The organism is Streptomyces sp. NPDC102259 (assembly GCF_044766465.1).
Lineage (GTDB): Bacteria > Actinomycetota > Actinomycetes > Streptomycetales > Streptomycetaceae > Streptomyces.
On the sequence record NZ_JBIWMA010000054.1, the window covers coordinates 1 to 14496 of the forward strand.

Annotated in this window: 11 protein-coding genes and 1 pseudogene; 8 read left to right on the top strand and 4 right to left on the bottom strand. The window is 68.9% G+C overall.

Features of this window, described 5'->3' with window-relative positions:
* Positions 1-807 precede the first annotated feature (807 nt).
* Both ACIRPU_RS43925 and ACIRPU_RS43930 read left to right on the top strand, forming a co-directional pair.
* On the top strand, positions 808-1065 hold the full coding sequence (locus ACIRPU_RS43925) for a hypothetical protein (RefSeq protein ID WP_403878736.1): 258 nt from the start codon (positions 808-810) through the stop codon (positions 1063-1065).
* 8 nt (positions 1066-1073) lie between these two features.
* Positions 1074-1442 carry a hypothetical protein gene (locus ACIRPU_RS43930; RefSeq protein WP_403878739.1) on the top strand — a complete coding sequence of 123 codons (369 nt, stop codon included), beginning with the start codon at positions 1074-1076 and terminating at the stop codon, positions 1440-1442.
* A gap of 18 nt (positions 1443-1460) precedes the next feature.
* Here the strand turns inward: ACIRPU_RS43930 and ACIRPU_RS43935 are convergent, their stop codons facing one another.
* Entirely contained in the window at positions 1461-4130 is a 2670-nt protein-coding gene (locus ACIRPU_RS43935; RefSeq protein ID WP_403878765.1) for an ATP/GTP-binding protein, read from the bottom strand.
* 537 nt (positions 4131-4667) lie between these two features.
* On the opposite strand from ACIRPU_RS43935, the gene ACIRPU_RS43940 reads away from it, so the two are divergent.
* From ACIRPU_RS43940 to ACIRPU_RS43950, 3 genes are all read left to right on the top strand, one after another.
* Complete coding sequence (locus ACIRPU_RS43940; RefSeq protein WP_403878742.1) at positions 4668-6497, top strand: hypothetical protein; 1830 nt, start codon at positions 4668-4670, stop codon at positions 6495-6497.
* Complete coding sequence (locus ACIRPU_RS43945; protein ID WP_403878745.1) at positions 6497-6877, top strand: hypothetical protein; 381 nt, start codon at positions 6497-6499, stop codon at positions 6875-6877. Before ACIRPU_RS43940 ends, ACIRPU_RS43945 begins: the two co-directional genes overlap by 1 nt.
* Positions 6878-7009: 132 nt before the next feature.
* On the top strand, positions 7010-7327 hold the full coding sequence (locus tag ACIRPU_RS43950; RefSeq protein ID WP_403878748.1) for a hypothetical protein: 318 nt from the start codon (positions 7010-7012) through the stop codon (positions 7325-7327).
* Here ACIRPU_RS43950 and ACIRPU_RS43955 read toward each other — a convergent pair.
* Positions 7291-9105, bottom strand: coding sequence for a zeta toxin family protein (locus tag ACIRPU_RS43955; protein WP_403878752.1), 1815 nt, complete (start codon positions 9103-9105; stop codon positions 7291-7293). The genes ACIRPU_RS43950 and ACIRPU_RS43955 overlap by 37 nt on opposite strands.
* A 145-nt stretch (positions 9106-9250) precedes the next feature.
* Complete coding sequence (locus tag ACIRPU_RS43960) at positions 9251-9718, bottom strand: DUF4357 domain-containing protein (protein WP_403878755.1); 468 nt, start codon at positions 9716-9718, stop codon at positions 9251-9253.
* A 163-nt stretch (positions 9719-9881) separates the two neighbouring features.
* Here ACIRPU_RS43960 and tap point away from each other — a divergent pair, with 163 nt between their 5' ends.
* From tap to ACIRPU_RS43975, 3 genes are all read left to right on the top strand, one after another.
* Complete coding sequence (tap, locus tag ACIRPU_RS43965; RefSeq protein ID WP_403878758.1) at positions 9882-12125, top strand: telomere-associated protein Tap; 2244 nt, start codon at positions 9882-9884, stop codon at positions 12123-12125.
* Between the two features lie 12 nt (positions 12126-12137).
* A complete protein-coding gene (gene tpg, locus ACIRPU_RS43970; RefSeq protein ID WP_403878761.1) occupies positions 12138-12695 on the top strand; it encodes a telomere-protecting terminal protein Tpg in 558 nt (185 codons plus the stop codon).
* Between the two features lie 388 nt (positions 12696-13083).
* Complete coding sequence (locus ACIRPU_RS43975) at positions 13084-13722, top strand: HAD family phosphatase (RefSeq protein WP_326816190.1); 639 nt, start codon at positions 13084-13086, stop codon at positions 13720-13722.
* Here ACIRPU_RS43975 and ACIRPU_RS43980 read toward each other — a convergent pair.
* Positions 13723-14160: pseudogene (locus ACIRPU_RS43980) on the bottom strand (transposase family protein); the annotation flags it as partial.
* Positions 14161-14496 lie beyond the last annotated feature (336 nt).

Consider the following 14496-nt stretch of genomic DNA (forward strand, 5'->3'; position numbering starts at 1 on the left):
CGCCTCACCGGCGAGAACACCATCTCCTGGCGTGACCCGACATCACGTAGCCAAGGGCCTATCTCGGGATAAAACAACGGGAGAAAACGACCTCTAAGAACCACACGTCGGGCGCGAATGACCGCGCCGCGGCGGCGAAGGCCAGCACGAGGCTGACTACGTCGTAGTTCACAGTGGCTGTTTTCCTTCGTTTCAGGCGGCGGCATGACCGCTCTGTCCCCCGTCGGGCGGGCAGGCACCTAGAGCACCGTTGCTCCGGGGAACAGATAAGCCCACCGGTACGGGTGTATGTGCAGGCCACCGAACACATCTTTTTAACGGAAAGTAACTTTCCGCTTACGGTGGCGGCGCTATCGCATTTGCTGGCGCGCACCGCCATATCCCGCCACCCCGCGCATGCGCCTCGCCACCCCCGGCGAGCAGGCCGTCCGCGCGAAACGAAGGAATGTGGGCGACATTTGCGCGAACCTGCAATTGCACGGTCAATTTCGCGGTGTGCTCCAGATCACGTTTGACCGCCTGGGTGAGTGCGCTCCTCTGCGCCCCCGCTCCTGGCGTGGATCACGGCGCGCCGTCTTGACCATGCAGGGGCCATGCCTGCGCAGGTCTCGCCTTCGCCCGTGCCGGCGGCCGGAAGGCTCCCGGCGGGGCGCGGCCACGCTTGCAGGATGTCCGAGTCCTGCCCCGAGGTGCGCCGCCTTCACGGGGAGCGGCCCGACAGGCCCGGGAAACCGCTGAAATCGGCCGCACTGCGTATACGGGTACGTACCCGTACCCATAGGCTGGTGTGCGGGAAGGAGCACATCAATGTCTGATGCCAATGTCCGTATCCCTGAGGAAGCCAAGGACCGGCTGGCCGCCATAGCTGCGGCGGAGGGGCTGTCGCTGCGGGCGTACCTGGCGCGTCTCGCGGAAACGCTGCTGACTCCGGCCGAGCGCGCCGAGCGGGCCGCGAAGGCCCTGGCCGCGTTGCAGGAGTGGAACGGCTACGCCCCGACCGCCGCGCAGGAGCAGGACCTGGACAACGAGCTGGACCGGCGCCTGGCCCGGGTGAGCGCCCGGTGAGCGACGTCATGCACATCGTTCTGGACGACACCGCGATGGCTGCGGCCGGCCAGGGCAACGTCCTTGCTTCCCGTCTGATCCACCGCGCCCACGTCGAATCGGGCTGGTTCCTGTATGCCCCGGCGTGCGCGCTGGTCGAAGCCGACCGGGCCCGGCCTGGAACCGCGGAGCACCTGATCAGCCTGCCCGGGATCACCGTTCTGGATCTGGATCTGGCTGCGGCCCTGGCGGTGGCGCGGCAGGAGACGTGGGCGGCTGCGCACAGCCAGTACGCGTCGCAGCCGACCCCGGAGCGTCCCGACGGTGCCGTCATCGCGACCACCGCACCCGAGCGGTGGGCAGGTGAGCCCGTCCGCGTCCTGGACCTCACGCCCTGAACCTGTGCGCGCCCCGGATCAGGGCTGGCTGCGAAGCCGGATGCGCCGTGCGGTGACGAGCTGACGCCACCGGTCGCGGGTCGCCTGCTCGCCGTCGAGCCAGGCGGGCGGGTGATGGCCGGCGGGGAGCGGGAGGCCCGCCATGAAGTGGGCGATGTCGACGAAGTAGGCGTGCTCTTCGGCGGACGTCTGTTCCCGAAGCCGGGTGAGGGTGGCGTTCCATGCGGTGTGGTCGTCGAGGACGGCCTGGTGGAAGGCCCCGGCCAGCTCGATCGCGGGCGCCAGCGAGGCGAGGCCCGCGATGTCGAGTTCGGTGCGCAGCATGGCGATTCGGTCGTGGACACTGTCGCTGCCGGCATCACGGATGAGTTCGGCCCGGCGGACGTTGAGGGTGGTGGCGCGCAGATTGAGGCCGGCCAGGAGCTGGTGGGCGAGGTCGATTTCCGGCTCGGCCTGGTCGGGGGCGTAGAGCGCGACGGCGAACGCGCGCAGGGCCTGGCAGTGGGCGGCCTCGCCGGCTTTGCCGTGTTGTTCGGCTTCGGTGCGTCCGGCGAGGTAGGCCGCGGCGGCCCGCTCGGGTTGGCCTTGGAGCCAGTACAAGTCACCCAGTACGCGCTGGTGGCGGCCTTCCCAGCCGAGGTGCCGGGCAGCGGCGAGGGCAGTGGGGAAGTCGCCGGCCAGGCGTGCTGCGTGGGCGAGTCCGCGGCGGGCGGCCGGGGCGAGGCGGCCGCCCTGGTCGGCGACCTGTTGGTAGTCGTGGCGGGACCGGGCGGCTTGGCCGGTGTCGCGCAGGGATTTGGCCCGGTAGTAGAGCGCCATCTCCTGGAGGTCGGCGGGCAGCAGTTCGGCCTCGAGGACGGCGGTGAGCCGGCTGGCGGTACGGGCACGGTGTTCGTGCTGGCGGCGGGTGAGGGTGCTGAGAAGTTCGACCAGGGCGTCGGCGGCCGTGCTCAAACCCGTGTCGGTGTCCGTGTCGGGTGGGGCGAGAGGCTCCCAGACGGAGTCGCTGACGTAGGTCCAGGCGGCGTCGGTGAGCCAGCCGAGATCCAGACGGTGGTCGCGGGCCAGGCGCAGGCCTTGGCGCAGGCAGGCGACCAGCAGCAGTCGGCCGGGGCCGTCGGCGGCCTGGTGCTGCTCGCCCAGGGTGGTGAAAGCGCGCTGGGCGGCCTGCTGCCAGTCGCGTTCGGTCCAGCGGTCATCGGCGGTGTCGTCGGCGTTGCGTACGGCGGAGCGGATCAGGCCGTGGAGGTGGAACGGCCACAGGCCGAAGGGGGTGTCGCGGACGAAGGGCCGCTCGGTCAGCCGCAGCGCGGGCCCTTCGTGGGACAGGCCGGCGGCCCGGGTGGCGAGCGGCACGTCGAAGGCGTCCAGCAGGCTGACTGAGCGCAGGACGTGGCGTTCCTCGGGGGTGAGGTCGGACAGGGTGCGGGCGACCAGGGCGGGGAAGTCGTGGTCGAAGTCGTCGGGTTGCGGAACATGGCCGCTGCGGCTCAGTTCGAGGAATCGGGCGACGGACAGGTCGAGGTGCAGGGGCAGGCCGTGTGAGCGGGCGGCGATGACCTGCCGGATGTTCTCGCCGATGAGGGGCCGGCCGTCCCGGGTGAGACGGCGGGCGAGGTATTCGTCGCAGTCTTCGGGGGAGAAGTCGCCGATGAGTACCTGCCGTCCCGCACCGGACTGCGCGGGGGTGCGGGCGGCGGGCACGGTTGTGTGGGCGAGTCCGGGCCATGCGGCGGGGCCGGTGTAGTCGAGCTGCCCTTGCAGGGCGGTGTCGGCCCACTGAAGGCGGGAGCGGCCGGTGATCACCCAGAAGGCGTTCGGCATCAGCCACACCGTCCGCTGGATCAGGCGTTCCAGGTCGCGGCGGGTGCGGTCACCGATGTCCTCGAACGTGTCGAGCAGCACGACAGGCACAACCTGCTTGCCTTCGGGCAGGCGGGCGAGCTCCCACGCCAGCAGGTGCGGGTAGAAGGACAGCGCTTCCAGGTCGGGTTCGGCCTCCAGCAGATCCGCCAGCCGGGCGCATCCCGCCAGCGCACGCACGGTCTGGCGGCGCTCGCGCAGCGCGCTGACGAGGGCTCCGGTGACCTGGCCGACGACCGAGCCGATGGTGCCGGGCAGCATGAGCGCCTGGGCGACGTCGGCGAGCGCGGACTGCATCTGCTGCGGCAGCGCCTGCCCGAACCGGGAGCCGAGACCGCCCCGGCGCAGGTACTCCTCCAGCGGTTCGCCGGAGTGGTTGGCTTCCCAGTAGCGGCGCAGTGCCAGGTCGAAGGCGGGTAGCGGACGTCCGGTATGGGTGAGGGCGGCCCGGAGGGTCAGCACGATCTGTTCGAAGTCGGTGCCGGTCGAGCGGGCGAGGTCAATGCGCACGGGCAGGATCCGGTCGGCCGGCCATCCGGGATCGCCCCACTGGGAGGGGCGGCGGCCGGCGTCGGCGAGGGCCGTCTCCAAAGTCCGCGACAAGGTGGTCTTGCCGATGCCGCCCACCCCGTGGAAGACGAGTACGTGGCTGCGGGGTCTCTCGAGGTCTTCGGGGTCGAAGCCGGGTGCGCTGATGTGCCGGAGGTGCTCGGTGAGCGCGGCCGCGACCGTCTCCCACTGCGAGGACCGGTTCGTGAAGGCTTCTGCGGCCTGCACGCTGCGGTCGTTCGTACTGAACAGGGCCCTGAGATCCCGGCCTGCCACACCCACCCCCGAAAATGATCAACGGCAGGGTTAACCTACGCCCGTTCTCCGGGATTTGGGGAGTCCGCCTTGGTGCTACGGCCAGGCTGGGCGGCGGTTTTCAGGCCCGCGCCAATCTCATCCGACGGGTTGCCAGGGGTCGTCTCTCGTCATTCCAGTCTCCACTGTCAGTGAGGCCCCTTAGTCTGTCCGTGATCGCGCCCCGTACAGGTGGCGGCGTGGGACTGCCAGGTCCGGTCACGGCCGGAATCGCCCCCTCGCCCCCGGTACGCGGCCGGTTCATGGCGCAGGTCCGGTCACGGTCGGAATTCGCCTGTTCCGGGAGCGCAGGGGCTTCCTGCGTGCCCTCCTACCGGCACGCAGAAAGCGAGTTCTGATCACATGCTGACGCCAGAGACGGCCACTCTCCCCGAGATCCTCGGTCGCGCCCCCGCGGACGCAGCGCGAAGTCTGGCTCAGGCCATCCGACGGTGCCCGGCCATCGCCCAAGCCGACTGTCGGCCCGATGAAGAGGTGCTGGAGGTAATCTCCCGAAGCGTGGCCGAACCGAGCCCGGTGCAGAGCCTTTTCTCTCGGGACCTGGGCTCCGACGGGCGGCTGCATTTCCTCGACGGTGGCGTGCTCGGAGGCTGCCACCAGATCATCACCCCGCCGATCCAGATTCTCACCCTTTTCCTCCTCCTGGTGAGCAATGTCCGGGATGAGGAGAGCAGCGACTACAGCGGAACGGGAGGCGACATCGGGGCTCTGCCATTCCCGCCCGCGGCCCAGCCTTCTTCGGAGTCCTCCGTACTGGAACTGCGATCAGAGGGCCCTCACGCCCTGGAGAGGCCTGAGGAGCGGCAGAAGTGGACTGTTCATCAGGTCACCAGCTCGGCCTCGAACCGTACGATCGCCACGGTCACCACGCAGGGCCAGCGTCGCCCTATCGACACCGCGCTCGTGCGCATCGTTGACAACCATGGCAAGCCTCTGGCCCGTGGCATCACGCCGATCGACGGTCACGGGCGTGCAGGGATGAAATTCCATGCACTCGTACAGTTCTGCGCCGCTCTCAAGCTGCCCTTCAAGCTGTACGACTTCACGCTGCTCGGGAAGGAGGAACAGGAGCGGATCATCGACACGCTCGTCCCCTGCCTTCAGCAAGCCCGCGATCAGCTTCTCGTGGCGAAGAACGTCAAGGGCACCGTAGAGATCCAAGTGTCCTACCGTGGTGCTGCGCGGACGGTGGCAGTACCGGCGGACAAGGCGCTGGCTGCGGTGTACAGCTGGACAACGACCGCTCAGGTAGTCCTCGGGGCCCGGTACGTGGGCAGCGGCGTCCGTGACTATGCCGCCTCGCTGACGCGGCGTTACGAGACTGTGCACAACGACCCGGAGGCACTGCCGCAGGGAGCTGCTGTGGCCCGACTGGCTCAGCATGCTCTGGACCGGCTCGCCGATGCCGGGGTCTTCGACCGGGTACCGGTTTACGGGCGGACGATCGTGGACTACATGAAGATGCCGTCCACCCGGCCGGACGGCATGGAACTGGAGTACCTGGCGCTCCTGGCCGTGTGGGCCTTCAACCGCAGCACCGCCGCGGCGAAGGACGTCTATGCCGAGCTCGGCATGTACAGCACCGACTCCGGTACCCGCGCCGGGAAGCTGCGGGGCCGGGTGGTTGCCCACTTGGTCCACCGATCCCTGCCGCGGGTGAAGGACAGTTACCACAGTGCTGCCGCCCAGTCTCTGCTGGTTGGGAGTTCGGGACTGCCTCCGGAGCCGATCTGGCGTCCCATCTCCACGGTGATGGACACGGTGACCGCCAACGCAGACACCACGATCGGCAAGCAAGCGCTGGCCGAGGCCCGGATCCGGACCGTGATCGCCGCGACGGCGGCCGGTGTTCTGCAGGCTGCATACGGGTCCCAGCAAGTGACCCGTGCCCGAGGACAGGCGAATACCTTCGTCACCCGCATGGTGTCGAACAAGCCGGGTGCGCGCAGCGCCTGGGGGCGCCGGCAGGCGGAGGCCATCGTTGAGGTGTACTGGACGCACGGCGGTACGCAGGATCTCCCGCAGGTCAGCCAAGACGCCCCTGCGCCTGGCGCTCGGTACGAGCGAGTCCGCTCCGGCGGCGAGATCGTGCCCGTGACCGACGAGTCGATCCGCAAAGCCTGGAAGGCTGGGAAGGCTGAGGGGCCCCCGGACAACAGCGATCTCGAGCTGCAGATCTCCGAGAACGTGGCTGCGGCGCAGGACGCCATCGACACCTATCACCGACACCTCGGTGAGTCAGGCACCTGCAGTCAGAGCTGGAAGGCCGTTGTGAGCACCCAGGTGTTCAACGTCGTCACGTCCATCGGAAATCTGAAGGAGGTTTGATGCTGCGCTGGAACTCTGCCGTGTCCAGGGCAGTCGTCGACCTTCTGGGCGACGACCTCACCATCACCGATCCGCAAGTGCGCCCACTTCAGCCTCGTATCCCGGAACGCCCGCACCACGTCGGGCTGTACATCGCGCTGGGAGTGACGTACGAGATCCTGTATGTCGGGATGACAGAGCGGATGCACACGGCGTTCGCCACCGGCGCTCGCCTTCGCGAGCACCTCACGGAACAGAACAAGCGCGACAGGTGGGAATCCGTCGTGGAACTGCCTCTTCGTGAGGACCTTGAGCGCCGCCAGGTCGCCCGCCTTGAAACCCGCGTCGGAGTCCTCCTCGGTCGCCCCGGTGGCCACCGTCCGCGGAAGAGCCACGTGTGACACCTGGGGCCCGGATCTACGGTTCGGGCCCCACGCAGCGCAGGTCACCGCCGTCCCTCGGTAGGCCAAAGACGGGTTCTGAGACGTAGAGACCGTGGTGGCATCGGACCGGGCAGGCGGCCCAGGAGGACAATGGCGACTCCCAATCATGATCAAGTCGAGGGGGTTGCCGTGTCCGGCACACCAGATCAGCCCGACTTCTCCGGCCTGAAAGGCGGCGAAGAGCAATCGGCGGAGGAAGCCGTCCAGGAGTTGGTGAACTGGTACAACACCCAGATCATGACGGAGCGCCGCGCTTCGGTGCCTGATGAGGAGCGGATCGAGGAGCTGAAGGCCGGCCGCCAGGCCGCGCTCGCCGACCAGGCGCAGCTGGCGACCGCCGACCCGGAGGAGGCCGCACGAATCGCCGCCGTCTATGCGGCGCGGCTGAGGGAGCTCAACGAGTCGTAGCCCGGGACCCGTCGCAGGATGGGCAGGGACCAGGCGTGCGGGCGCGGCCGGTCGATGCGGGCCGGCTGCACCCGAGACGGCATCAGGTGCCGGGCGAGAGCGGCGATCTCGTCCAGCTCGCCCCGATGCTGCGGCAGCGCCCGGCGCAGCGCCTGGTGGAGACGGAGGAACGCGACGGCCTCCTGCTCGGTGTACGGGCGGCGTCGTTCCGCCGTCAGCGCCCACGACGTCCGCCCGGCGCCGCCGACCTCGTGACGTACCAGGGCGTGGCCGTCCCGGCGGATCACGGTCACGGCCGCGATCTGCGGGTGCCGCTCAGCGATCGCGACGACGTCGGCGAGCGCGCGAAAGCATGTGTCGTGCCCGGCGCGTGTGGTGAACCGCCCGGTGCCGCCGCGCTGCAGTGCCCGGGCGTAGCGCAGTGCGGTGGCAAGTCGGCTGTCAGCTTCCCGTACGGCCAGGACCACGAGTTCGACCGGATAGCCGGTGGTCGCAAACGGCAGCGCGCTGTCGAGGAACTCCTTGGCGCTGCCGGGGGCGGCCTCGATCAGGACGTCGCCGCGCCGCACGCGTACGTACTCCTCAGCCTGGGCGAACCACGACCTGTAGTCGGCTCGGATGGCTGCCCCGGCGCTGCGGGGATCGTCGCGCAGCAGCTGGTAGTAGTCGGGGTGCGAGGCCTTAAAGTCGTCGCCGACCAGGCGGGTCGTGCCGGTCCGCATGGCGCGGCGGACCATCCTGGCGGCCAGGAGTTTGCCCGCTCCGGGCTGACCGAGGACGTACACGGCGCGTGGGTCGTCCCGGGTCACGATGCGGTTCAGGTACGACGGGGCGATCAGTTCATCGAAGATCCAGCGGTGTTCGTCGGGTGAGAGCCGGTGGTAGTCGACGCCGGGCGCGCGTCTGCGGGGCTGGGCGATGCGGCGGACCGGCTCGGACCAGGCGGCGGCGCGCTCGGTGTCCCGCTGCACGGCCAGGCGTCGGTCCTCGCTGACGAGTTCGGCGTGTATGCGCCGGTCGGTGCGGGCCAGCTCGCTGCGGAAGACTTCGGTCTCGGGAGCGCTCCACGGCCGTGACCGCTCCCGCCGCACCACTCGATCTGCGGCGGGCCGGAGCCGCCAACTGCCGCCGGAGGTGAGCTCGTTGGTGTAGAGAACGGAGCCGTCGCGCCGTACGACGGTGATGCGGTCGGCGAGTTGCTCGGTCTCGATGACGGCCAGCGTGGAAAGCATGTTCATTGCGCAGCTGTCGTGGTTCTCCCAGGACACGTAGCGGCCGCCTCCGGCGGCGTCCTGGGTGAGGAAGCGGTCCGCGATGCCGAGCTGGCTCAGGGCCTCTGCGGTGGCCAGTGCCACCACCTCGATCCGGTGCCCGGCGGCCCGGTAGGCGGCAGACGAAGCGCGGAAGTCGTCTGGGTCGGCAAGCGCCGACTCCACTACCGCGTCGAAGTGATGGTCGCGGACGTGTGCTTCGACGGCGGCCTGCCAGCGCACGGTGTCGGGGCGGACCAGGGCTCCGGCCGTACGAACGTCGGCGGTCAGGAGGCCCGGGTAGTACCGGTGCACGGGCTTGTATAGGTCCCGGCCGACCCGCGCCGCGCCTCCGCGCCGACTCAGGACGGCCTGCACGAGGTCGGCGATCCTCGTCTTTCCCGCCCCGGGCTGCCCGGCGACGACGACCACGACCGGTCGGGCTTGCGCGGCGGCGCCCTTTGTCACGGCCGGAAGGATCACCCGATGCAGCACGTCGAGGCTCTCCTGAACGGACAGCGTGGCCAAACCGGTGTTCCTTTCTGCCACCGGTCGGCCACCTGGGCGGCCCTGCTCTCCAGCACACGGTCGGCTTGTATTCCTGCATCTCCGGGATGCGTTTCACGAACCGGCGGGGGCACTGCCCCTAGTGCCCCCGCCTCAGGGAATGCGGCTACTGCGCGTCGCGTGACTCCAGCTCGCGGCGCAGGGCGTCAAGCGTGGGGCCACCACCCTCCACATGCCACAGCGTCCATCCGTTGATCACGTTGCCGGTCACGGCCTCCGCCGCCTTGGACGGCGACGGGAACGGAGTGGCGTGGCCGTCGACAACCAGTTGGCCGTCAGGCGTCACCACGGCCCGCCCGGATCGATTGGCCCGACGCTGATGGAACCTCAGAACCGTACCCGCCTCCAGCAGCTCCGCCTTCATGAGATCGGCAAGTGGGCCGTGGGGGATCACCGGCTTCACCGCCGGTGATGCCGTCGGGTCCCCGGTGCCGAGGGTGAGCGTGACATGGACGGTGTCATTACCGCTCGCGCTCATCAGGTGCGCGATGACGGCTGGATCGAAGTTGATGCTGAGCGTAGGCATGCGGCCTCCCCTGACGGCGGTCCGGTCAGCCCGGACCTCCTCGTTCACCTCTGATCATATGTGATCCAGGAGACTTAGTTCAACTTCAATCTTCAGTGATTCAGGAGAAGTCGTCAGTGTAGTTCACAAGAGCGTCTCGTACGGGATTTGCACGCCAAACGTACGCTGTTCGTACGCTTCATAGGTTATGATGTTGGTCAGGAGGTGTTCCATGTCCGAGTTGTTCGACGCGGTCGACGCGCTGGTCGCATCCCGCGCCACGCTGCCGCCACCGGCGGAGCGCAAGCGGCTGCGTGCCGCGCACGGCCTGACGATTGACGAGGTGGCAGGCGCGCTGAAGGTGCGGCGGGCCACTGTCAGCGGCTGGGAGTCCGGCAAGACCGAGCCCCGCCCTCCGGAGCGCGACGCCTACGCCCGGCTGCTGGACCAGCTCGCGGAGCTCTATCCGGCGCCCTCAGCCCCGGAGGAGACGGACGCCCCGGCAGTGCCGGCCACCTTCACCACCGCGCCCGCCCCGGCTGAAAGCCGGACTCTGTCCACAGGCCCGGCGCCCGAGGCCGCGGACATGACTGCAGCCGAGAACACCCAGACCAGCCCCGCCTCCGCCGCCGCTGCTCCGGAGGCCGCGACGCGTCCGGCGCGCACCACCAGGCCGTCGTCGACGTCGCGCCGCCCGGGCGCGAAGAAGGCGGCCCCGGCTGGAACCCCGGCGGGCGGCAACGACCCGCGGTTCGAGAACGGTCCGCTGGCGGTCGTCGACGTCGACGTCGACGGCCAGGTCCTCGCGTATTGCACCGGCGGCCTGGTCCTGGACGTGCCCGCTAAGTCGATCCCGGCCCTGGTGGATTGGACGCTGCGTGAGGCGAAGCTCGGTCAGCCGAAGCTGTCCGGGCCGGGCAAGGACGCCGACCCGCTGATCGTCCTCACCCCGTCCGCGCTGGAGCGCTATGGCCTGCCGGTCGCCCTCACGGATGACGAGCGGCTCGCCGGGCGGATCCCGGAGGGCCACAAGGTCATCAAGCAGCTGGTCCGCGCGGAGTGGAAGCTTACGAAGCGCGGGTTCGGGCCGTGGGCGAGGATCTACCGTCCCGCGCAGGGTTCGGAGCGGGCCTGTGTGCAGCTGTGCATCCCGTCGTGGAACGCGCTGGATACGCGGCACTGGGGGGAGGCCGGGCAGCTTCCGCCGGCGGAACTCGCCCGGCTCCTGGGCGTGTACGCGTCCCGGGTGATGACACCGCGCGGCTCCACCGCCGTCACCGGCCTGGAGCTGATGACCGCGCTGCACCCGCCGACCCGGGCCTCCGAGCCGGACGCCGACGGCAAGCGGCACTCCGAGCACAACCCCGGCTCGCTGGGCAAGGATCCGGTGGACTGCGCGCCGTGCGAGGCCCCGGACGGGCACCCGCTGCTCAAGGACCTGCCGCGCTTCCACGTGCGCGGCCCCGGGGAGAAGTTGTTCGAGGAGGCGTACGACTGGGCGCGGCCGATGACGGATGCCGAGTGCACGCTGCGGCACCTGGTCGGCATCGATGTGAACATGGCCTTCGCCGCCGGCGCGAACGGCCTGGTCGTCGGTCTCGGTGCGCCCACGCACGTCAAGGCTCCGGTGTTCGACGCGAAGCTGCCTGGCTCGTGGCTGGTTGACCTGTCCCATGTGGACCTGTCTCGGGTGAAGGTCGGCAAGGACAAGTGGGCGGACCTGGACGCGAGTGTGCTGCCCAGCCCGTTCACGCCGAAGGGCGAGCGTCCCGAGGGCCCGGCCTGGTACGCGACGCCCACCGTGGCGTACGCGGTGGAGCTCGGCTACGAGGTGCGGCCGATCGAGGCGTGGGTGCGCTACGAGAACGGCCGGTACCTGGACGGCTGGTACAACCGGCTGCGCGACGCCTTCCTCGCCACGATGGCCGACCTCGGCGTGGACGCCGACCTGTCGCCGGCGGACTTCCTGGCGGCGATGGATGGCTACAAGGAGCGCGACCCCGAGCTGGCGATCGTCGTGTCGGCAATCAAGGCGACGGTCAAGGGCGGCCTGGGCAAGCTGCGCGAGCGGCCGCGCGGCGAGGGCTGGCGGCCGGGCGAGCCGTGGCGGGCGCTGTCCCGTCCGACGTGGCGGCCGGACATCCGCGCGGCGGTCATCTCCCGCACCCGCATCAACCTGCACCGGAAGATCATCAAGCATGCGGCGTTCACCGGGCAGTACCCGGTGGCGATCCTCTCCGACTGCGTCGTGTACGCGGCCGACGGGACGTCGCCGCTGGACTTCCTGCCCTACCGGGACGGCAAGCCGCTGCCCGGCGGCTTCAAGCTCGGCATCAACCCCGGCCTGGTCAAGCACGAAGGCACCCAGACTGTCCTGTGGGGCGAAGAGGTCCGCGAGCGGTTCAACGCACCGGAACTCAACCTCGCCCGGTACATCAAGGACGGCACCGTCACCGACGTCGACAACGGAGAGTAGGAGAAGACGACGATGACCCTGTTCGGGGACGGCCTGGACGCCGCGGTACAGAAGTCGTTCACCCGCCCGGCGCCCAAGAGCGCGGGCGCGCAAATGCGCTACCTGGTCAAGCGGCTCAAGGGCACCAAGCGGGTCGCCCAAATGCTCCGGATCTCCCAGCGCACCGTCGAGCGGTACGTGAAAAACCAGATCAAAACTCCCCGAGCGGACCTCGCCGCACGCCTGGAGAGTGAGGTGAAGAAGCGGTGGCAGCCGCAGATCCGGGCCAACGCCCGGCAGACGGCGGCGACGACCGGCGGCATCGTCATCGACACCCGCGCCCGGCTCGGCTACACCGCACCCATCGGGTCGACGGACCAGGACCGCATCCGGCACCTGACCGTCGCCCTGCCGCCCCGCTACGCCGCCCGCCTCTTCGACGCCCAGGAGGCCGGCGCCACCGACCAGCAGCTCCAGGAGATCGCCGCCGAAGCGCTCAAGGAGGTGTACTTCCAGGACGGCGGCCGCCGCGCCGGAAGCCTGGAGGAGGTCCGCTTCACGGACATCGAGCACCTCGAGTTCGACCTGTAGCAACGCGCCCCGAACACGCTGTGAGCCCGGACCAATTGGTCCGGGCTCGCTCGCGTATCCGCGGGGGGTCGGATGTTCATGCACGCGACGCCGTGCGCAACGACGTCCCCGCGTGCCGGTTACCCCGCGTGGCCTCGTTCACTTCTTGCGACAGCGTTTGTTGACGACTTCTGACGTCGTCGTCCGGCCAAGGACTCGGCGGATCGTCATGAGTTTTGAAGGCACCTGCTGATGCATCCGAGTCGTGTCGGCGGATCGCAACAGGGCTGCCACAAGCTTCCAAGATCGCTTGACCTTGCCCCAAAGGGAAGGGCGACAGTGTCTCCATAGATCACATGAGCGGGCGGTGCGCGCTCGTCAGGTGGCAGGACGAGGAGGGGGAGTTCGAGTGACAGCGACCTGCGTCATCTTCGATATCGGTGGCGTGCTGGAGATCACGCCGGAAACAGGATCGGTGCAACGGTGGGAAGAGCGGTTGGAGCTGCCGCTGGGCACCGTGAATGAGCGGATGCGCGATGTGTGGAGAGCTGGGAGCGTCGGGAGCATCAGCGAGCGAGAGGTGCACGAGCAATTGGCCGCCCGCTTGGGTCTCGATGCGCCCCAGGTGGGGGCCTTCATGGCTGATCTCTGGGCGGAATACCTGGGGACGCCGAACGAGGAACTCATCGACTATGCGCGAGAACTGCGGGGAAGCTGCAGGCTGGGCATCCTGAGCAACAGCTTCGTCGGTGCCCGGGAGCGAGAAACCTCGCTGTACCACTTCGACGAACTGGTGGAGCAGATCATCTACTCACACGAGATCGGTATCGAAAAGCCTGACCTGCGCGCCTTCGAAGCGGCTTGCGACAGCTTGGACGTGCGGCCAGGGAGCTGTCTCTTCATCGACGATGTCGCAGTCAACGTTGAGGCTGCCCGGGCGGCTGGCATGCAGGCGCATCTGTTCGAGGACAACACCCAGACGATCACACGCATCGCAGCTCATCTGGACGCCGGGCCCCGCGTTCCAGGGCGTGTCCCGCTCGGATGATGCTGGCCTGGCCGACAGGAGACGACCCTTCGGGTCTGCTATGACCTGCACGTTCATGCCGTGCTTCTTGTGTTTGCCCGAGTAGAAGGGCCGGTCGGCGGCGATCCTGTCGATCGGCAGAAGCGTCCCGTCCAGGAGTAGGTACGCCTTCATCGACGCGGCCCGTACTGCTTCGGCGAGCGTGGGGGCAAGGGCGGCCAGGAGTTCCACTGCTTCGCTGATGTACCGGTAGGCGGTGGTGGTGCCGATCCCGAAACCGGCCGCGAGCTGGGCGTAGGGCTGGCCGTTGCGGAGGTGGGCGAGGGCGAGCAGGGCCTGTCGGCCCGCGCTCAGGCGCCGCCATCGGGTTCCGAGAGCGTGGCGGTGTTTCCTCAAGCGGGCGGCGAGGAAGCGGAGGGCAGAGCTGGACACGTCGACGCCGGACGGGTAGACAAGCATGCGAAGCCTCTGGTGGAGACGGTTCTCTTGGTCGAAAACCCATCTACCAGGGGCTTCACCCGTTTGTCAGGCCAACTACCCAGCTGGTGCGGGAGGTTGGAAACGGCTCAGTGCCTTCCGTCCCCCGCTGCCGGGAGCACTGGCCTGCCACGCGGAGAACGCATTCCGTACGATCTCGCCTCCGCGATACGGGGCAAGGTCTGAGGGCACAGCGCCGTCGTAAAGCGGCAGGAGGCCTGTCAGAGGTCGTTTTCTCCCGTTGTTTTATCCCGAGATAGGCCCTTGGCTACGTGATGTCGGGTCACGCCAGGAGATGGTGTTCTCGCCGGTGAGGCG

Excerpts from the sequence above, each read along its gene's own strand:
- ACIRPU_RS43925 (WP_403878736.1), top strand. The coding sequence starts at position 808 with ATGTCTGATGCCAATGTCCGTATCCCTGAGGAAGCCAAGGACCGGCTG.
- ACIRPU_RS43930 (WP_403878739.1), top strand. The coding sequence starts at position 1,074 with ATGCACATCGTTCTGGACGACACCGCGATGGCTGCGGCCGGCCAGGGC.
- ACIRPU_RS43945 (WP_403878745.1), top strand. The coding sequence starts at position 6,497 with ATGCTGCGCTGGAACTCTGCCGTGTCCAGGGCAGTCGTCGACCTTCTG.
- ACIRPU_RS43950 (WP_403878748.1), top strand. The coding sequence starts at position 7,010 with ATGGCGACTCCCAATCATGATCAAGTCGAGGGGGTTGCCGTGTCCGGC.
- tap (WP_403878758.1), top strand. The coding sequence starts at position 9,882 with ATGTCCGAGTTGTTCGACGCGGTCGACGCGCTGGTCGCATCCCGCGCC.
- tpg (WP_403878761.1), top strand. The coding sequence starts at position 12,138 with ATGACCCTGTTCGGGGACGGCCTGGACGCCGCGGTACAGAAGTCGTTC.